General features: G+C 58.8%; 15 protein-coding genes and 1 riboswitch. Of the genes, 9 read left to right on the top strand and 6 right to left on the bottom strand.

Annotation, left to right across the window (positions count from 1 at the left end; translation table 11 throughout):
• Window positions 1–30 precede the first annotated feature (30 nt).
• The 3 genes from ACXAE6_RS02905 to ACXAE6_RS02895 all read right to left on the bottom strand — a co-directional run bounded on the left by ACXAE6_RS02905 (window position 31) and on the right by ACXAE6_RS02895 (window position 2,943).
• Window positions 31–1,332: a TRAP transporter large permease gene (locus tag ACXAE6_RS02905; protein WP_475144244.1), complete on the bottom strand. Its 1,302-nt coding sequence runs from the start codon at window positions 1,330–1,332 to the stop codon at window positions 31–33.
• A 10-nt stretch (window positions 1,333–1,342) separates the two neighbouring features.
• Window positions 1,343–1,858 carry a TRAP transporter small permease gene (locus tag ACXAE6_RS02900; protein WP_475144241.1) on the bottom strand — a complete coding sequence of 172 codons (516 nt, stop codon included), beginning with the start codon at window positions 1,856–1,858 and terminating at the stop codon, window positions 1,343–1,345.
• Window positions 1,859–1,965: 107 nt separating this feature from the next.
• Window positions 1,966–2,943, bottom strand: coding sequence for a TRAP transporter substrate-binding protein (locus ACXAE6_RS02895; protein ID WP_475144238.1), 978 nt, complete (start codon window positions 2,941–2,943; stop codon window positions 1,966–1,968).
• A gap of 737 nt (window positions 2,944–3,680) precedes the next feature.
• On the opposite strand from ACXAE6_RS02895, the gene ACXAE6_RS02890 reads away from it, so the two are divergent.
• A complete protein-coding gene (locus tag ACXAE6_RS02890) occupies window positions 3,681–5,513 on the top strand; it encodes a hypothetical protein (RefSeq protein ID WP_475144234.1) in 1,833 nt (610 codons plus the stop codon).
• A gap of 70 nt (window positions 5,514–5,583) precedes the next feature.
• Here the strand turns inward: ACXAE6_RS02890 and ACXAE6_RS02885 are convergent, their stop codons facing one another.
• Entirely contained in the window at window positions 5,584–6,087 is a 504-nt protein-coding gene (locus tag ACXAE6_RS02885) for a winged helix DNA-binding protein (protein ID WP_475144230.1), read from the bottom strand.
• A gap of 103 nt (window positions 6,088–6,190) precedes the next feature.
• A riboswitch (TPP riboswitch) is annotated at window positions 6,191–6,298 on the top strand.
• Between the two features lie 167 nt (window positions 6,299–6,465).
• On the opposite strand from ACXAE6_RS02885, the gene thiC reads away from it, so the two are divergent.
• From thiC to ACXAE6_RS02845, 8 genes are all read left to right on the top strand, one after another.
• On the top strand, window positions 6,466–8,352 hold the full coding sequence (thiC, locus tag ACXAE6_RS02880) for a phosphomethylpyrimidine synthase ThiC (RefSeq protein WP_475144228.1): 1,887 nt from the start codon (window positions 6,466–6,468) through the stop codon (window positions 8,350–8,352).
• Window positions 8,345–9,829 carry a thiamine phosphate synthase gene (thiE, locus tag ACXAE6_RS02875; RefSeq protein WP_475144225.1) on the top strand — a complete coding sequence of 495 codons (1,485 nt, stop codon included), beginning with the start codon at window positions 8,345–8,347 and terminating at the stop codon, window positions 9,827–9,829. Before thiC ends, thiE begins: the two co-directional genes overlap by 8 nt.
• Window positions 9,826–10,035 (top strand): sulfur carrier protein ThiS, encoded by a 210-nt coding sequence (thiS, locus tag ACXAE6_RS02870; RefSeq protein WP_475144221.1) that lies wholly within the window; start codon window positions 9,826–9,828, stop codon window positions 10,033–10,035. The genes thiE and thiS overlap by 4 nt, the downstream gene beginning before the upstream one ends.
• 2 nt (window positions 10,036–10,037) lie before the next feature.
• Window positions 10,038–10,814, top strand: coding sequence for a thiazole synthase (locus ACXAE6_RS02865; protein ID WP_475144218.1), 777 nt, complete (start codon window positions 10,038–10,040; stop codon window positions 10,812–10,814).
• Complete coding sequence (gene thiH / locus ACXAE6_RS02860) at window positions 10,801–11,913, top strand: 2-iminoacetate synthase ThiH (protein ID WP_475144217.1); 1,113 nt, start codon at window positions 10,801–10,803, stop codon at window positions 11,911–11,913. The genes ACXAE6_RS02865 and thiH overlap by 14 nt, the downstream gene beginning before the upstream one ends.
• Window positions 11,914–12,003: 90 nt before the next feature.
• On the top strand, window positions 12,004–12,375 hold the full coding sequence (locus tag ACXAE6_RS02855) for a response regulator (protein WP_392799041.1): 372 nt from the start codon (window positions 12,004–12,006) through the stop codon (window positions 12,373–12,375).
• Window positions 12,376–12,378: 3 nt separating this feature from the next.
• Complete coding sequence (locus ACXAE6_RS02850; RefSeq protein ID WP_475144214.1) at window positions 12,379–12,987, top strand: histidine kinase; 609 nt, start codon at window positions 12,379–12,381, stop codon at window positions 12,985–12,987.
• Window positions 12,988–12,989: 2 nt separating this feature from the next.
• Window positions 12,990–13,946 carry a sensor domain-containing diguanylate cyclase gene (locus ACXAE6_RS02845; RefSeq protein WP_475144211.1) on the top strand — a complete coding sequence of 319 codons (957 nt, stop codon included), beginning with the start codon at window positions 12,990–12,992 and terminating at the stop codon, window positions 13,944–13,946.
• On the opposite strand, the gene ACXAE6_RS02840 is transcribed toward ACXAE6_RS02845, so the two are convergent.
• Together ACXAE6_RS02840 and ACXAE6_RS02835 are read right to left on the bottom strand one after the other, a co-directional pair.
• Window positions 13,933–16,236, bottom strand: coding sequence for an ATP-dependent DNA helicase (locus ACXAE6_RS02840; protein WP_475144209.1), 2,304 nt, complete (start codon window positions 16,234–16,236; stop codon window positions 13,933–13,935). The two genes, ACXAE6_RS02845 and ACXAE6_RS02840, sit on opposite strands and share 14 nt — an antisense overlap.
• Window positions 16,229–17,854 carry a VRR-NUC domain-containing protein gene (locus ACXAE6_RS02835; protein ID WP_475144207.1) on the bottom strand — a complete coding sequence of 542 codons (1,626 nt, stop codon included), beginning with the start codon at window positions 17,852–17,854 and terminating at the stop codon, window positions 16,229–16,231. The genes ACXAE6_RS02840 and ACXAE6_RS02835 overlap by 8 nt, the downstream gene beginning before the upstream one ends.
• Window positions 17,855–17,982 lie beyond the last annotated feature (128 nt).

Here is a 17,982-nt window from a genome sequence, read left to right as displayed (position 1 = left end):
AAATATTCTCCGAAAAAATTCTGTTCACGATCAGTTGTTCAGCACCGTCGGTAACCACAAGGCGATCTGCGGGAACACAGTGATCAGCACCACGGCCAAAATCAGTATCAGGAAAAACGGCAGTGCATAACGGGCGACGGTGAAGATGTCTTTACCGGTCAGCGACTGAATAACAAAGAGGTTAAAACCGACCGGCGGGGTGATCTGCGACATCTCCACCACCAGCACCAAATAAATACCGAACCAGAGCAGATTAATGCCGGCAGCATCCACCAATGGCAGGATCACCGAGGTGGTCAGCACCACCACCGAAATGCCGTCGAGAAAGCAGCCGAGAATGACAAAGAGAATCGTTAGGGCGATCAGCAACATGGCGACCGACAAATCCATGCTGGCCACAAACTCGGCGAGCATGGCGGGGATGCGCAGAAAACCCATGGCCGTGGTCAGCAGATGCGCACCGGCGAGAATCAACAGAATCATGCACGACATGCCGGTGGCGCCGATCAGCGATTGTCGGAACAGCGTCCAGTTCAGGTTGCCGCCGAGCTTTGCCAGAATCAGCGAACCGAGCACACCGAGCGTGGCCGCTTCAGTCGCCGTGGCCCAACCCATATAGATGGAACCGATAACAAAAGTGATCAGCGTGGCGATGGATAACAGCCGGCGTGATTGCTTGAGTTTTTCCATAAAACTCATCGGTTCGCCCAGTGGTGCGGCCTTGGCTTTGTTCAACAAAGACCACAGCACCACATAAGCAATAAACAAAGCCGCCAACATCAAACCAGGCAACGCACCGGCCATAAATAACCGCGATACCGAAACCTCGGCCGACACACCGTAGACGATCAGAATAATCGACGGCGGAATTAAAAAGCCGAGCGTGCCGGAACCGGCCAGGGTGCCGATGGCCATCGACTCGTGATAGTCGCGCTTTTTCAGTTCCTGCAAACTGAATTTGCCGACGGTTGCTGTCGTCGCCGCCGACGATCCGGACACCGCCGCAAACAGACTGCAACCGAGCACATTGACGTGCAGCAAACCGCCGGGAATTTTATCGAGCCAGGGCGCCAGGCCGTTGAATAAATCTTCCGATAAACGGGTACGAAACAGGATCTCGCCCATCCAGATAAACAGCGGTAAGGCTGCTAAAGTCCAGGAAGCGCTGCCGCCCCAGGTGGAGGTCGAGACCACCATGCCGATGGCGAATTGGTCGTTCAGTACCAGCGCCAGCAAGCCGATTAAAAACAGCGAGCCGGCTACCCACACACCCAGGCTGAGCAGGGTGAACAGGACGACGACCAGAATGATGGAAATAACAATGGGGTCCATTTTTCGGCCTCTATTCGGTGCCCTCGCCGCTAGCTTCGGCGAGGATGTAGCTGGGTGTTCGACCGCTGATGGCGCGCAGCCAATCTTCGAAAACGGCCAGGCAGAACAGCGCCATGCCAAACACCATGGAGCTTTGCGGAATCCATAACGGCACCGCGACCATGCCGGTGCTGACGTCGCCGAAGGCGTGGGTTTCCAGCACAAAACGGCTGAAGGCGATGGTCAGATAGAGCGTCAGACCGAGTAGCAAGGTCAGACCGAAAATTTCGGCAAAGCGGCGCTTGTTGCCGAGACGCTCGAGCAACAACACCACTCGAATATGGGCGTTGTGACGAAAGCTGTAAGCCAGCCCATAGAACAACACCGAGACCAATAAAAAGCCGGTGAAGTCTTCAGCCGAGGGCACGATGATGCCGAACCAGCGCCCGACAATTTGCGCCAGAATCAGCAGGCCGATACCCGCCAGGCTGGAAGCGGCCAGCACCAGACCGAGCGCATAGAGGCCATTGAGCAAACGATTAATCATGGCGTTGGCTCCGAGAAAAAGCGGGGCGCAATACACTCCAAAAGGAGCACACCCCAAGGGAAAACGGCCGGTCAGCGAAAGGGTTTCTGGCCGGCCGGCGTGTTGCGTTACTGACCGACGATATCGGCGATGGGGTTATCGCTGTCGTAACCCATTTCGTCGAACCATTCATTGGTCATGGTCTGGCCAACATTGCCCAGCGTTTCGGTAAGGTCGGCATTGGGGCTGTAAACGGTCATGCCGTTTTCGGCCAGCTCAGCCGTCTTGGCATCGGTTTCGGCGATGGCCATTTCCCAGCCGCGGGTTTCAGCAGCGGCAGCCGCTTCCAAAACGGCTTCCTGAACCTCCGCCGGCAGACGGCTGAAGGCACGGGCGTTCACGAACACCATGTTTTTCGGAATCCAGGCGCGGGCGTCCAGGTAGTAATCGGTGTAGTCCCAGGCCTGGCTGGAAACGCCGGTGGTCGGCGACGTGGCCATGGCTTCGATGATGCCGGTGCTGAACGCCTGCGGAATTTCCGGCGTCTGTACGGTGGTCGGGGTTGCACCCAGCAGTTCAGCCATACGCGACGTCGAGGCGCTGTAGGCGCGCATTCTCATGCCTTCGAAGTCGGCACCGCTGGTGATTTCTTCTTTGCTGTAGAAACCCTGCGGTGGCCACGGCACAGCGTACAACAGTTGCAGACCTTGCTCCGCCAGAGCAGCTTCAACGTCTGGGCGAGTGGCATCCCATAATGCTTTGGCGCCATCGAAACTGGTGACCAAAAAGGGAATATTGTCGGCCTGGTAGAGCGGGTTTTCGTTACCCAGCAAGCCCATAAAGACTTCGCCAATCGGCACCTGGCCGGAGCGCACGGCGCGGTGAATTTCCGGGTGTTTTACCAGGGAGGCACCGGAGTGCACGACAATTTCCATCTCGCCGTCGGTGGCCGCAGCCACATCTTCAGCGAACTGGCGAATGTTTTGGGTGTGGTGGGTGCCGTCGGCGTAAGGCGTTGGCATGTCCCACTTGATGTCGGCCTGGGCGGTGGCCGCAGCCAGAGCGGTGATGGCGCTGAGCGCCAGGGGTTTGATCAGTTGTTTCATGTCCGAATCCTCAGTCATCAATTGAGTCCGCCGCAGCGAACGAAGGGTGCAAGGTGCGATCGTTCAGCGGCGAACCACGACATTGAGACGGTTAACCGCAGTAAGGGTCAGCCGGACATGGCGGGTTGGCAGTTGGTGCAAGGTCATTGGTTTTGACGCCTCTCACGGATCGCTTTTTTATCGTTATTGGTGATTCCTCGTCGGGAATCTTTTTAGTGATTTAAGGCGTGATTTGCGGTTTTTCTTTCTAGTGAGGTCACTATAAACAGTCATAAAATTCAGAGTCAATAAAAATTGAATACAAATTGTATTCAATGGCGCGCAGAGGCAAAGGGCGTCGTTTTCAGCGTCGAGAAGATTGCCCGAGGCTTCGTCTTCCAGCCAATGGCAACCCGTTGCGATTATCTAACCGAGGAATAAAACAACTCTGCTTTATAGCAGAAGGTCTGAATAACACCCTGGCTCGGGATACGTCAGCCCTGCTCTGAGGCACGCTATGTATCGCACCATTTTTAAGCCAGCCTGGGCGGATAACGCCGCCGCCCAAACGGCGTTTGCGTCATGATTCAACCAAAACCAACTATTTGCGATTTTTCAAACGATTTAGCCGATTTTCCTGAAAAATAACACGTTTATTCAAACCCTAAATACAACGACTGTGCTTTATAACAGAGCCTCTGAATAACCCTCTGGTCACTCACTGGCCGGGCCCATTCAACCCTGTTTTGAGGCACGTTATGAAGCATCTCACCCCACCCAAAATAATCAGCGCCCTGCTGCTCGCCATCGTGCTGAGTGGCTGCGATTCCGACTCTACTGGACCTATTGATCCAACAGACCCAACAGAGCCGGTCACTGAGTTCAGTCTTAAGTTGGACGGCATCAAAACCTTCCACTTCCGTTGGCCGGCGGTTGAAGGTGCCACCCACTACCAACTCCACGAAGACCCGGATGGCAAAGCCGGCCCCGAAGATTGGACGATGTTGGCCGAACTTCCCGCCGATACCCACGAGTACCGCCTGAAAGTCCCGCTCTATGCGCGCGCCCACGCCCAGTATCTGCTGAGCAGTTGTAACGAAGATGGCTGCACCGAAGGCCGGGCTTTGATGATCGATGGCAATCCCGAGCTCAACCATCTGGTCGAAGGCATCGGCTACCTGAAAGCGAGTAATACAGGGGAGGGAGACAAATTTGGAAACACCGTCAGCCTGAACCAGGACGGCACGGTGCTGGCGGTTGGGGCGGTCAATGAAAGAGGCGCTGACAATAATGCGTGGTACTCCGGCGCTGTCTATCTTTTTAGCCAGGACGCCCAGGGCAACTGGCAAGCGCGGCAGCTTATCCGGGCAAAGGATACGACGACATTCGATAACTTCGGCGCCTCTGTCAGTCTGAACGATGCGGGCGATGTGTTGGCGGTTGGGGCGTCTGGAGAAAATAAAAATAACGGTGCCGTCTATCTTTTCAGCCCGGACAGCGAGGGGGTTTGGAAGGAACAGACCGTCATCACGGTCGATGACGATGACGATGGCGATTATGGCCGATTCGGCATCTCCGTCAGCCTGAATAAAGACGGAACGGTGCTGGCGGTGGGAGCAGACGGTCTAGCTGGAAGTGCCACTAAACTTGGCTACGCCTTCATTTTCGTACCCAATGACGAAACCCCTGAAGACACCACAGACTGGAAGCAACAGGCCAGCCTCTCTGCGAGCAATGCTGAACCTGATGATCTGTTTGGTGGTTCCGTGAGTCTGAACGATGCCGGTACCTTGGTGGCGGTGGGTGCGCCGTATGAAGACAGCTCGGCTACAGACGTATTGGTCGGTGACGATCAACCAACAACGAAAGACGACGACAATAATAACGATGCGCCTTATTCAGGTGCGGTCTATCTGTTTGGCGCGGACAACGGCGCTTGGACACAGCAGGCCTACATCAAGGCCAGCAATACCGGCGAGGGCGACTGGTTTGGCATTTCCGTCAGCCTGAACGGCGACGGTAGGGTGTTGGCAGTGGGGGCACAGTATGAAGATCACTCTGCTCAAAGCGTCCATCTCTCACCACCGGAAACCGGCGATGGCGACGCGCCTGATTCAGGTGCGGTCTATCTGTTCGGCCTGGATAGCAACAACACCTGGGAACAGCAGGCTTATATCAAGGCGAGCAATACCGGCGAGGGGGACAGCTTCGGCACCTCCGTCAGCCTTAGCGCCGATGGCCAGCGACTGGCCGTGGGGGCGAAGGGGGAGCGCAGCAACGCCACCGGCCTGAATGGTAACGACGAGGATGATACGGTTGGCTATGCCGGTGCCGCCTATAGCTACGTCGTCAAGCCCGACGGAAGCTGGCAGTTTGAAAGCTATCTTAAGGCGTCCAATACCGGAGGAGCGGATTATTTCGGCAAGGCCCTGTCCCTCAGTGGTGACGGCCAAACCCTGGCGGTGGGCGCGGAAGGTGAAGACAGCAAAGGCCAAGGCGTGGGTGGTTTGGACGGCGACGACCTGCCTGAGGGCTTTGACCCTCTGGCCGACAACACGATGCCTTTATCTGGTGCGGTCTACCTCTACTGAGCTGCGTGGTTAACCCCAGAACCTACCCTAGCTAAACCCACCCGGCCCTGCCTCGCAGCGCCGGGTTTTTTTACAGCGACGCAGCGGCGCGGGCGGCCTGATCGTAGAGGGTAGAAATCGTGCGCAGTTTCTTGGCCATGTCGCTCAGTTCGGTGGCGTCGATGCCCAGGTTTTCGAGCCAGTCGAGCAGGCAGTCGTTGCGGATATCGCGGTAGCGCAGGCACAGGGCTTCGCCTTCAGCGGTGGTGGTGTAGAAGGTCTCCTTGCCGACTTTTTTGCTCTCTACCAAGCCCATCTTGCCGAGTTTGCGCAGCGAATAAGACACCGTATGGGTGTCTTCCACATTGAGCACGAAGCACACATCGGCGATGCGTTTGGGCCGCTGGCGGTGGTAGACGTTGTGCAGCACCAGAATATCGATGGGGCTCATTTCCTCGTTGCCGGCGGCGGTCATGCAGTGCACCAGCCAGCGCGAAAAGGTGTTTTCAGCGGTGATTAACGCGTATTCGAATTCGCTGAGTTCGCTGCTGCGTTCGCTCAGGTGGGCGGAGGAAACAATGGACGCCTTGGGCATGAGAAGTTCGACTCGGCAGTGGTGAAACGGAAAGCTGCGATCATAACCGCCGATTTTTGGGCTGTACAACTTGCTCCCGGTGCGGGGGCGGCGTTACTCTGGCGCGGTCTTGTCGGAGTGCCGGGTTGATAACCTGGCTGAGATCGCATCAGCGGGATCCGTGGAACCTGATCGAGTTAAGGCTCGCGAAGGGAACAAGTCGAGGTGGTCATTCAGCTTTATTGTGCCGCCTCCGGTTCGCTACAGGTGAACCGCTTGTTTGGGTCCGCGTCGACAAAAACGCCGCCCAAACTGCGTCGTTTTTGTTGGCGCGTACCTTTCATATTGTTTTGCCCCGGTGCGGTCGCTCCGTCGCTCAACCAGCGAGGAACGACCGAAATGACCTCTTCTCAAAGAACCGATTTGGGCCAACGCGTCCAAACCATTAGCGCTGCCTCACGTGAACCTTTGCCCGGTTCGCGCCGGGTTTATGTGCACGGCAGCCGCGACGATATTCGCGTCGGCATGCGCGCCATCGACTTAAGCGACAGCCTGCTCAGCGATGGCCGCCGCCAGCCCAACGAACCGATTTACGTCTACGACAGCGCCGGGCCATACGCCGACCCGGACATCGATATCGACCTGCGCCGTGGCCTCGAACCCATGCGCTTAAGCTGGATTGAAGCGCGTGGCGACAGCGAAGCCTTGACCGCGCCGAGCGTCAAACCGGCCAGCGATCAACCTGAAAACCCTCTGCGTTTTGCCCAGAACCGGCCGCCGCGCCGGGCCAAAGCCGGCCACAACGTCACCCAACTGCATTACGCCCGCCAGGGCATCATCACGCCGGAAATGGAATACATCGCGCTGCGCGAGAACGAAGGCCGGGCGGCGCAGGAAGACGTGGGGCATCAGCATTCGGGCAATGCTCGTGGTGCCAGCTTGCGCGACTGGATTACCCCGGAATTCGTGCGCGACGAAGTCGCTCGTGGCCGCGCCATTATTCCGGCCAACATCAATCACCCGGAAAGCGAACCGATGATCATTGGCCGTAATTTCCGCGTGAAGGTGAATGCCAATATCGGTAATTCGGCGGTGACCTCAAGCATCGAGGAAGAAGTCGACAAGCTGGTCTGGGCGACGCGCTGGGGCGCCGATACGGTGATGGATTTATCGACCGGCAATAACATCCACGAAACCCGCGAATGGATACTGCGCAACTCACCGGTGCCGATTGGTACGGTGCCGCTCTACCAGGCGTTGGAAAAAGTGGGTGGTGTGGCTGAAGACCTCAGTTGGGAGGTCTACCGCGATACGCTGATCGAACAGGCTGAGCAGGGCGTCGATTACTTCACCATCCACGCCGGTTTGCGGCTTCACCATGTGCCGCTGACGGTCGATCGCGTTACCGGCATCGTCAGTCGCGGCGGCTCGATTATGGCGAAGTGGTGCCTGGCGCATCACCGCGAGAGTTTTCTCTACACCCACTTCGAGGACATCTGCGCCATCATGCAGGCTTACGACATCGCCTTCAGCCTGGGCGATGGCTTGCGCCCGGGTTCCATTGCCGATGCCAACGACGCCGCCCAGTTCGCCGAACTCGATACGCTGGGCGAGCTGACCCGCATCGCCTGGCAGCACGATGTGCAGGTGATGGTTGAAGGTCCGGGCCATGTGCCGCTGCATTTGATCGAAGAAAATATGCAGCGCCAATTGGCGAGCTGCGACGAAGCGCCTTTCTACACCTTGGGCCCGCTGGTCACCGACATTTCCCCGGGTTACGACCATCTGTCGTCGGCCATCGGCGCGGCCCAGATCGGTTGGCACGGTTGCGCCATGCTGTGTTACGTCACGCCCAAAGAGCATTTGGGCTTGCCCGACCGGGATGACGTTAAAGAAGGGCTGATCGCTTACCGCATCGCCGCTCACACCGCCGATCTCGCCAAGGGTTTTCCCGGCGCGCAACGGCGCGATAACGCTCTGAGCCGGGCGCGCTTCGAGTTCCGCTGGGAAGACCAGTTCAACCTCGGTCTCGACCCGGAACGGGCGCGCGAATTCCACGACCAGACGCTGCCCAAGCAAGGCCACAAGGTGGCGCATTTCTGTTCCATGTGCGGGCCCAAATTCTGCTCGATGAAGATCAGCCAGGAAGTGCGCGACGCTGCCCGTGCCGAGCGCATTCCCCTGGCCGAAGACGCCGCCGACGGCATGGCGCGCAAAGCCGCCGAATTCCAGGCCAGCGGCGGCGCGCTCTATCAGCCGGTGGGCGAGGATGCCGATCATGGCTGAGGCCAGGCCCATCGTCTGGAGCATCGCCGGCAGCGACAGCGGCGGTGGCGCGGGCATTCAGGCCGATGTGGCAACGCTGGTCGATCTGGGTGTGCATGCGTGCACCGTGGTTACCAGCCTGACCGCGCAAAACAGCCTCGGCGTGCAAGCCGTGCAGTCAGTTGAGCCGGAGATGTTCGCGGCTCAGCTCGAAGCGCTGGAGGCTGATTTGGCGCCAGCGGCGATCAAGATTGGTTTGCTGGGCTCGGTGCAACAGCTGGAAATCCTGGTGCAGCGCCTGCCCGGTTGGCGGTCACGTTGGCCCGGTTTAACGGTCGTGCTCGATCCGCTGACGATGGCATCGAGCGGCCACAGCTTGGCCGGCGCTGAATTGCGCGATGGCCTGAAACAACTGTTGCCATTGGTTGATCTGATCACACCCAACACACCGGAACTGGAACAACTGACCGGCCATCGCATCAGCTCAACCGACAGCGCCCGCCGCGCGGCCGAAGCACTGATGCAGGCAACCGGCACCCGCGTGCTCGCCAAGGGCGGGCATCTGGATAATGCCGATAGCAGCCTGGATCAGTTGATCAACGCTGAGGCCTGTTGGTGTTTTGAGCAGCCGCGTCAAAATACGCCGCACAGCCACGGCACCGGCTGCACGCTGAGCAGCGCCATCGCCGCTTTCTGCGCGCAGAACTGGCCGCTTGAAGACGCCGTTTTCCTCGCCAACGCCTATCTGCGTCGGGCGCTGGCGCAGGCTTATCCGACCGGCAAAGGCAGCGGCACTCTGGCGCGGCCGGGTTGGCCGGAAGTCAGCGATTTTGCTCAGGTTCGGTTGTTTGATGATCCGCCGGATTTGGGCGTTTTCCCCGCCTTGGAAGCACCCATCGGTGTTTATCCGGTGGTGGCCGATATCGATCTGCTCGAAGCGTTGTGCGCCGCTGGTGTGACCACGGTGCAGTTGCGCCTCAAAAGCGGCGAGCCCGCGACGATTAAAGCCGCCATTGAACGCGCCGTCGCCGCGGGCAAACGTTATGGCGCTCAGGTGTTCATTAATGACCACTGGCAATGGGCCATCGACGCCGGCGCCTTTGGTGTGCATCTGGGTCAGGAAGACGTTGCCGAGGCAAATCTGCACGCCATCGCCCGCGCTGGTCTGCGTCTGGGTTTATCGACTCATGGTCACGCTGAACTGGCGCGGGCGCAGCGGCTGCGGCCGTCCTATCTGGCGCTTGGCCATGTCTTTGCCACCCAGACCAAGCAGATGCCGAGTCAACCGCAAGGGTTGAAACGGCTGGCGATGTATCGACGTCAGGTGGGCGAGCAATGCCCGACGCTCGCCATCGGCGGCATCAAACAACAGCACTTTGCCGAGGTTGCTGCGACCGGCGTGGAAGGCGTGGCTCTGGTCACTGCCGTGACCGAAGCCGCCGATCCGGTCGCGGCCTGGCAACAACTGAATCAACACTGGCAGGAGGTTTGCCGATGAAACCTATGGCTCTCTTTGTGAACGGCGAGGTGGTGCAACTCGAGGGCAGCACAACGCTGGCCGCCTTGATGCTGGAACGTTATGGCGAACGCGATAACTTAGCCGTGGCGCTGAACCGACTGGTGGTGCCACGTGCCGACTGGGCCAGCACCGAATTGAATCAGGCCGATCGCCTGGATGTGTTTCACGCCGTGGCCGGAGGTTAAGCATGCTGACCATCGCCGATACTCAATTGTCCAGCCGCTTGCTGACCGGCACCGGCAAATTCAGTCATCCGCAGGCCATGATCGAGGCCCTGCAAGCCAGCGGCACCGAACTGGTCACGCTGGCGCTGCGCCGGCTGGAGCCGCAGCACAGCGATCATATTTTCCAGCCGCTGAGCCAGGCCGGTTATCGCCTGCTGCCCAACACCTCGGGCGCACGCAGCGCCGCCGAAGCGGTGCAGGCGGCGCGGCTGGCGCGCGAAGCGCTGGGCACGCCCTGGCTGAAACTGGAAATCCATCCCGACCCGCGCTGGCTGATGCCCGACCCGGTGGAAACCCTGGCCGCCGCCGAGCAACTGGTGCGCGAAGGCTTTGTGGTGCTGCCTTATGTGCACGCCGACCCGGTGCTGTGCAAACGCCTGGAAGAGGTTGGCTGCGCGGCGGTGATGCCGCTGGGTGCGCCCATTGGTTCCAATCGTGGCCTGGAAAGCCGCGCCTTTCTCGACATCATCATCGAACAAAGCCAGGTGCCGGTGATCGTCGATGCCGGTATCGGCCGGCCATCGCAAGCCGCCGAAGCCATGGAGCGCGGCGCCGATGCGGTGCTGGTGAACACGGCCATTGCCACGGCGGCCGATCCGGTAGCGATGGCGGCGGCCTTTGCTCAGGCGGTCGAAGCGGGGCGCGCGGCCTATCTGGCCGGGTTGGCCGGGGCCATTCCTGGCGCCGCGGCGTCCAGTCCATTGACCGATTTTCTGGAGACCGACGATGGGCTTCGCTGAGTACCTGAACAGCATCGACTGGAACGCCGAACGCTTATCGCTGTACAGCCAGAGCCCGGCGGATGTTGAGCGCGCTCTGGCCGGAGCGGGTGAACCGCTGGCGCGTTTCAAAGCGCTGCTTAGCCCGGCGGCCGATGCCTATCTGGAAGCCATGGCGCAACGCAGCCGAGCATTAACCCTGCAACGTTTTGGCCGCGTGCAGCAGTTATTCGCGCCGCTCTATCTGAGTAACGCCTGCGCTAATGAGTGTCTCTATTGCGGCTTTTCGATGAGCAACCCGATTCGTCGCAAGGTGCTGAATGTGGACGAGATTCGCATTGAAGCCGCTGCGCTGCGCGAGCGTGGCTTTCAGCATGTGCTGCTGGTCGCCGGGGAAGCGCCCAAGGTGGCGGGGGTCGATTATTACCATCGCGCCTTGCAGGCATTGCAGCCGGATTTTTCCCAACTGAGCCTGGAAGTGCAGCCGCTGGCGATGGATGATTACCGCCGCTTACGCGACGTCGGTTTGCACGCCGTGCTGGTCTATCAGGAAACCTACGACGCCGCCTGCTATCAGCAATTGCACACCCGTGGCCAAAAGCAGGATTTCGCTTATCGGCTGGATGCGCTCGACCGCGCAGGCGAAGCTGGCGTGCACAAACTGGGACTGGGTGTGTTGCTCGGTTTGACCGGCTGGCGGCTCGACACCTTAAAGTGCGCCCACCATTTGCTCTGGCTGAGCCGACGCCATTGGCGCAGCCGTTTTTCGCTGTCCTTTCCGCGCCTGCGTCCGGCCGAGGGTGGTTTTAAGGCGCCGGCCCCGGTCAGTGATCGGCAACTGGTGCAATTACTCTGCGCCTGGCGGTTGTTGGCACCGGATCTGGAGCTGACGCTGTCGACGCGTGAATCACCGGCGCTGCGCGATCGGTTGGTTGCCTTGGGCGTGACCAGTCTCAGCGCTGCGTCATCGACCCGTCCCGGTGGCTATGCTGTCGAGCCCGGAACCGCGCTGGAACAATTCAGTACCGACGATCAGCGTCCGGTCGCCGAGGTGGTGCAGTCGTTGCGCAATCAGCACTATCAACCGGTGTGGAGCGACTGGCATCGGCGGCTTGGCTAGCCCGCCGATTTCTGGTTTGCTGTTTGTCTAACCATCAACTTTACTGACGTTATTGGCCCGGTTAGGACCGGGCCGATCTTTGGAGTAGGCATGTCGACCCCAGTGCTGATTTGTGACGATTCCAGTTTTGCCCGCAAGCAGGTACAACGCGCTTTGCCACCCGGCTGGGAGGTGACGGTCGAATTTGCCGGCAATGGTGAGGAAGGTTTGGCCGCCATTCGCGAAGGCAAAGGCGAGGTGGTCTTTCTCGATCTGACCATGCCGGTGATGGATGGCTACCAGGTTCTGGAAGTGATTAAAACCGAAGATCTGCCTTCGGTGGTGATTGTGATTTCCGGCGATATCCAACCTGAAGCCGTCAGCCGCGTGAAAAAAATGGGCGCTTTGGAATTTATTAAAAAACCGGTGGACCAGGCTCAGTTAACCAAGGTGCTGAGCGATTTCGGACTCTATGCGGAGTGATGCATGAGCGATTACCAGTTGGATGACGAACTGCGCGACGCCTTGCGCGAAGTCACCAATGTCGCCATGGGCCGGGCGGCTGATCTGCTGGCGCGCCTGCTCGATACTTATGTGGTGCTGCCCATTCCGGTGGTGAATCTGCTGGAGCGGTCGGAGCTGAATATGGCGCTGTCGTCGTTGCGCAGCGTCTCTTCGGTCAGCGCCGTCTGCCAGGGCTTTGTCGGTTCGCGCATCTCCGGCGAAGCCTTGCTGATTTTCAACGACACCAGCTTTTCCGACATCGCAGAATTAACCAGTTACAGCGGCGATGTTACGCCGGAAATCGAGCTGGAATTGCTCATGGACATCGCCAATATTTTGATTGGCGCCTGCTTGAAAGGCCTGGCTGAGCAGCTTGATTTAACCTTCAGTCAGGGCCAGCCGGTGTTGCTTGGTCAGCATGTGAATATCGAAGATCTGGTGCGCAATTCCTCGACCGGCTGGCAGCGTGCGCTGACTGTGGAAATTCCCTATCGTCTCGAAGGTCACAGTGTCGATTGCGACCTGTTGCTGCTGTTTACCGAAGACAGCATCAAGGTGCTCGAAGATAAGATTCATTATTTGATGGAGTAAGGATGTCGACCGCAGATTCAAATCTGGCCGAGTTTCATTGGCTGATGGATGTGTTGCAGACCATCGACGTCGGCATTCTGGTGGTGCGCCTCGACAACCGCATCCTGGCCTGGAACAGCTTTATGGAGAACCACAGTGGCATCTCTCCGGATGACGCCATCGACCAGGATTTGTTCGAGGTTTTCCCCGACCTGCCGCGCGAATGGTTCGAACATAAATCGCGCACTGTGGTGCAATTAAAAAACCGCGCTTTCACCACCTGGGAACAACGGCCTTATTTGCTGCGCTTCAAAAATAATCGGCCGATAACCGGCTCGGCCGAGTTTATGTATCAGAACTGCACCTTTATTCCGGTGACCAATATTCGCGGCGAAGTCGAAAGTCTATGCATCATTATTTATGACGTCACCGACGAGGCGGTCAACAAGATCGAGCAACAACGCACCAATGCTCAGTTGAAAGAATTATCTCGACTCGATGGCCTGACGGGTCTGTACAACCGCCGCTATTGGGAGACGCAACTGGAGCAGGAATTTCGGCGGCAAAAGCGGGCGGAGCAGGTGACCTCGCTGGTGATTTTCGACATCGATCACTTCAAACAACTCAACGATATTAATGGCCATCTGGCCGGTGATCTTATGCTGCGGGAGGTCGCCGAGGTGGTGCGTAAAACCATTCGCGCCAGCGATCTTCCCGGCCGTTTCGGCGGCGAAGAATTCGCCCTGATCTTGCCGGACACACCACCGGATGATGCGGTGCGTTTAGCAGAACGACTGCGTGAGCAGGTTGAAGCGCTGGTGGTGAAGCATGAGCAGTCGGATCCGCTGCAGGTGACTATTAGTCTGGGCGTGGCCGGCTGGCACAGCCGCTATGAGCGTTATAAAGACTGGATGATTGAAGCCGATCAGGCCTTGTACCGCTCCAAAGCCGCGGGCCGTAACTGCGTTACTCTGGCGTAGTTGCAGTGCCGCTGACTAAGTCGGCACGGCGGGCATGACGTATCGTCCAGTGCGGCGGCAGCCAGCCGCTTTGCTGATAACGCCGAAACCGATCATCCACCAGCCAGATATCCCCACGATCACTCTCATTGCGCACGCAGCGACCGGCCGCCTGTAAGACTTTGTGCAGGCCGGGAAAGCGATAAGCGAAATCGAAACCGGGCTGGCCGTCGGCATCGAGCGCGCCGCGAATGCGATCGTTCAGATCGTTCACCTGCGGCAAACCCGGGCCGATGACCAAGACGCCAGTCAGCGCATCGCCCGGTAAATCCACGCCTTCGCCGAGCACGCCACCGAGCGGTGCCAACACCATTAAGCCGCGTTCGGTGCGCAATCGATCGAGTAACGCCAGGCGTTCCAATAAGGTGGTGTCGCGGCGCTGGGCGATGACGCCCGGGTCGCTCGCCAGTTGCGCTTCGCAATCGGCCAGTTGGCGGTAGCTGGAAAAGAACACCAGCGCATTGCCGGGCGTGCTTTTTCGGAACGCCTGAATCAGCGGCACGACCTGTTGCGACAAGGTTTGGCGGTCGCGAAAACGGGTCGACACATCGGTTACCAGCGTGACCTGAAATTGTTCCGGCTGGAACGGTGATGCCAGCGCCAGTGGCACTGCCTCGGCCAAACCGGTCATGGCCTGGCTGTAATGCCAGGGCGCGAGCGTGGCGCTGAACGCCGCTACCGAATTCACCAGCCGATGTTTTTCACCGAGCAACCGCGACGGATTCAGGCACAGCGTTTCGACGCCGCGCTCGGCCGGTTTGCCCGGCGTATAACGCCAGCAGAAATCACGCGGGTCGGACAGTTCGTGAATGCGGATAAAGCGACCGGCGTCGAAGATCAGCCGTTGCCATTCCGGCGGCGGTTCCCAGAAGGGTGATTCGCGCAACAGCCGCGCGCTGGCTTGCAGCCAGGTGCGCAGACTTTGCACCAAAGCCTCCGGTGCCTGATCGGACAGGCCGGGCACCTCTGGCTGACAACGCCGTAACGCATCGCGCACTGGTTTTAGCGATTTCTTGATGCCGTCCGGTGCTTTTTGCTGCAGCGCTTCGATGATTGCGCCAGTCAGTTCAGCACTGTACATGGCGCGGCCACGGTCGATCAGGTTGTGGCTTTCATCGATCAGCACGGCGACCTGATTATCGATTTCCTTTAGCAGGTACGGCTGCACCGCTGTGGTGTCGTACAAATAGTTGATATCGCCCACCACCAGATCGGCCCAGAGTGCCCAGTCCTGACTGAGGTAATAGGGGCAGATCTGCTCGGTTTCGCCCAGTTCTTTCAATGTTGTCGGGTCCCAGCGGTTGCGTTCGAACAGTCGTTCGCGCAGCCGTTGGCGTTTGCCGAAATAGTCGCGGGCAAAAGGGCAGAGCGCGCCGTCGCAGGGCGTGTCCGGGCTCAGGCACAGGCGTTCCTTGGCGTGCAGATTGACGGTGTTGAGCCGGCCTTCGTCGATCTTTAATTGCTCGACGGTTTCCAGCACCAGCGGCTGGCCGGTGGTCTTCATAGTCAGGTAATAGACGCCCTGATGATGGCTTTCGCCGAGCGCTTTTAATGCCGGAAATAAGGCGGCCAAAGTTTTACCGGTGCCGGTGGGTGCTTCGATTAAGGTTTGTCGATGTGTCGCCTGCGCTTTGTAGACGGTTTCGGCCATCTGCCGCTGCACCGGGCGCATGGTGGTGAACGGAAAGCTCAGTTTGTTTAACGCTGCATCGCGTGCGCGGCGATGTTCGAGCAGCCGTTGCAGCCAGGCGTCGTAGCGCGCCAGCGCCGCCATTAACTGATCCACCAGATCGTGGCGCGAGTGGGTTTCGTCCTGCGGCCATTCCTGTTGCGTCTGGCTGTGGATATAGCTGAGCCGGACGGTCCACTGCTGGGGATCGGTGTGCTGCAACGCCCACAGACCCGCATAGAGTTGCGCCTGCAAACGGTTCAGGGCGCGGGTTGAGTCCGGCAGTTCTTCCGGCGGTACGCGGCAGCTTTTTATTTCTTCGATGCCGCCGGGCCAGACGCCGTCGATGCGGCCGCCGACCACCAGATCAAACTCCGGCTGTTGCCACAGCAGTTCGACCTTTTGTTCGGGACGATAATCCGGCTGCCGACGCTTCTGCGCCAGGCCGTGAATTTCCCGACCTTCGAGCGCGCTGGGTGTGACTCTGAAACCCGAAACCAGATCGCCTTCGGCCAGGCAAAAATCCGCCAGGGCGCGCACCGATACTTTAAACCGAACTTTGGAAATCGCCTGCTTATTCATAGCGGATATACCAGACTTCTGCAGCGATGCCGGCCTGTTCGAACACCGCCAGCCAGTCACGCTGGTTATCCTGCAGGCGATCTCCGGGGCCTTTGACTTCGATAAAACGGCCGCCAGTTTCGGTGAACTGAAACAGATCGGGGAAGCCGGCGCGATGGCGTTTTAAGTCGAGCCAGAGGTGTTTGAATATGGTCAGCCACTGGGCCCAGGGCAGGGCATCGAAGGCGCGCAGTGTTAATTCTTTGTCGAGTGCGCCCCAGTGCACGAAAGGATTCTGTCGGCCGACTTTGGCGTCCCAATTTTCGGCGATCAATTGCCGGGCCTGGGCCGCGGTCAATTCGCCATAAAGTTGTTGAGTGCTGGTGCCGCGCCGGGTTAGAAAATCCGGCTCGTATAAATCCGCTGGCGCTTGCTGGAACGGATGGTGAAAAGCGCCGGCAATTGGTTGGAAAATCCATTGCCAGTGAATCAATCCGAACACGCCCAACGGCAATAAATTTTCCAGCCAGTAGGCATCGTCGAGCCGAGCACAGACTTGCTGTTCAACGCTGCCTTCGCCTTGTGGCCATGAATGGGTTTGTTCGCTTAATACCGGCGCCGGAATCGGTTCGATTTTGAGCTTGAGTTTTTTCGCCAGTCGCGGCGCAAAGCGGGTGATAAAACGCGCTTCGGTGGCGTCTTTGGGATCGCTGCGAATGGCGTCGAGCTCTTCCTGGGCGGCAACAAAACGCTCGGCTTTGTAGTGAATCCGGCAACGTCGTTCACGTGCCGGAGGCTGATCGTTGGTCTGAAATAATTGCAGCGCCAGTTGCGGTTCGCCCCATTGTTCCAGTCGAAAACCCAACCGGTTGGCAAGACGGTCGGCGCGGGCGCGGGCACTGCCCAGCCAGTCGATTTGCAGAATGGGTTCGGCGAGTTCGGCCAGCGCTTCGACATCGCCCGCTTCGCGCGCCTCGAACACCGCGCTTTTCAGTTCGCCGATCAGCAGATGGTGGTGCAGTTCGTCGCTGTGTTCGAACCAGCGATTGGCTTTGCCGAGCGGATAATTCTCGTACTGAAACAGGCCCAGATCGGAGAGCACAAAGTCGGTCAGGCTTTGGTATTCGTTGCCGAAGTAGAGCAGTTGCAGGCGGCGCAGTGTCAGCCAGTGTTGGGGTTGGATCAGGCGTTCATCTAACTGCCAGTTGCTTGCACAACGAGCTTCGTCCCAGTCGGCTAACTCGGCCAATAATTCGTTTTTTGGGCGTTTGGGGTTGGGAACCCAATCGAGTTTGCGCAGTTCGGCAAGGGTCAGCAATTGGGCGATTTCTGCGGCAGTGAGTTGCGGGTCGGCGTCGAGCAGAACGCTATCGGCCAGTTCATCAATGGCGCGGTCGAGGTTGGGGATTTCCGCGTAGCTGAGTTTGCTTTGCCGGAAGGTCGGGCCTTTGCGGGTATAGAGCCGGACCAGTAAGCGGGCGCTGGGCAGCGTCAGGCTTTGGTAGGCGCTGACAAAAGCACGGTCTTCATCCGACAGCAGGTCGTCGTAGCGCTCGACAACGGTGGCCAGCAGACGGTCGAAGTTGTCCTTGTAGTAGCCGGTGGGCAGGTCGGGTTGTGGGACCGTTTGCTGTTGCATAGGGCGGAAATTCGGTTCAGTGGTGCTTGGCTTTTATGAGTACGACGCCTTCCGGGGCCGCTGTAAATACATCCCTGTACGCTAGACGGCAGCATCCATGCTGCCGACACCCCTGTAGGCGCCGTACT

It is taken from the genome of Saccharospirillum sp. ABV4_185, from assembly GCF_056159245.1.
Note: the sequence above shows the minus strand (reverse complement) of the source record. Positions and strands in the feature narration are given on the sequence as shown.

Excerpts from the sequence above, each read along its gene's own strand:
- thiE (WP_475144225.1), top strand. The coding sequence starts at position 8,345 with ATGGCTGAGGCCAGGCCCATCGTCTGGAGCATCGCCGGCAGCGACAGC.
- ACXAE6_RS02865 (WP_475144218.1), top strand. The coding sequence starts at position 10,038 with ATGCTGACCATCGCCGATACTCAATTGTCCAGCCGCTTGCTGACCGGC.
- ACXAE6_RS02845 (WP_475144211.1), top strand. The coding sequence starts at position 12,990 with ATGTCGACCGCAGATTCAAATCTGGCCGAGTTTCATTGGCTGATGGAT.
- thiH (WP_475144217.1), top strand. The coding sequence starts at position 10,801 with ATGGGCTTCGCTGAGTACCTGAACAGCATCGACTGGAACGCCGAACGC.
- thiS (WP_475144221.1), top strand. The coding sequence starts at position 9,826 with ATGAAACCTATGGCTCTCTTTGTGAACGGCGAGGTGGTGCAACTCGAG.
- ACXAE6_RS02905 (WP_475144244.1), bottom strand. The coding sequence starts at position 1,332 with ATGGACCCCATTGTTATTTCCATCATTCTGGTCGTCGTCCTGTTCACC.
- ACXAE6_RS02895 (WP_475144238.1), bottom strand. The coding sequence starts at position 2,943 with ATGAAACAACTGATCAAACCCCTGGCGCTCAGCGCCATCACCGCTCTG.
- ACXAE6_RS02885 (WP_475144230.1), bottom strand. The coding sequence starts at position 6,087 with ATGCCCAAGGCGTCCATTGTTTCCTCCGCCCACCTGAGCGAACGCAGC.
- ACXAE6_RS02835 (WP_475144207.1), bottom strand. The coding sequence starts at position 17,854 with ATGCAACAGCAAACGGTCCCACAACCCGACCTGCCCACCGGCTACTAC.
- ACXAE6_RS02855 (WP_392799041.1), top strand. The coding sequence starts at position 12,004 with ATGTCGACCCCAGTGCTGATTTGTGACGATTCCAGTTTTGCCCGCAAG.
- ACXAE6_RS02890 (WP_475144234.1), top strand. The coding sequence starts at position 3,681 with ATGAAGCATCTCACCCCACCCAAAATAATCAGCGCCCTGCTGCTCGCC.
- ACXAE6_RS02850 (WP_475144214.1), top strand. The coding sequence starts at position 12,379 with ATGAGCGATTACCAGTTGGATGACGAACTGCGCGACGCCTTGCGCGAA.
- ACXAE6_RS02900 (WP_475144241.1), bottom strand. The coding sequence starts at position 1,858 with ATGATTAATCGTTTGCTCAATGGCCTCTATGCGCTCGGTCTGGTGCTG.
- thiC (WP_475144228.1), top strand. The coding sequence starts at position 6,466 with ATGACCTCTTCTCAAAGAACCGATTTGGGCCAACGCGTCCAAACCATT.
- ACXAE6_RS02840 (WP_475144209.1), bottom strand. The coding sequence starts at position 16,236 with ATGAATAAGCAGGCGATTTCCAAAGTTCGGTTTAAAGTATCGGTGCGC.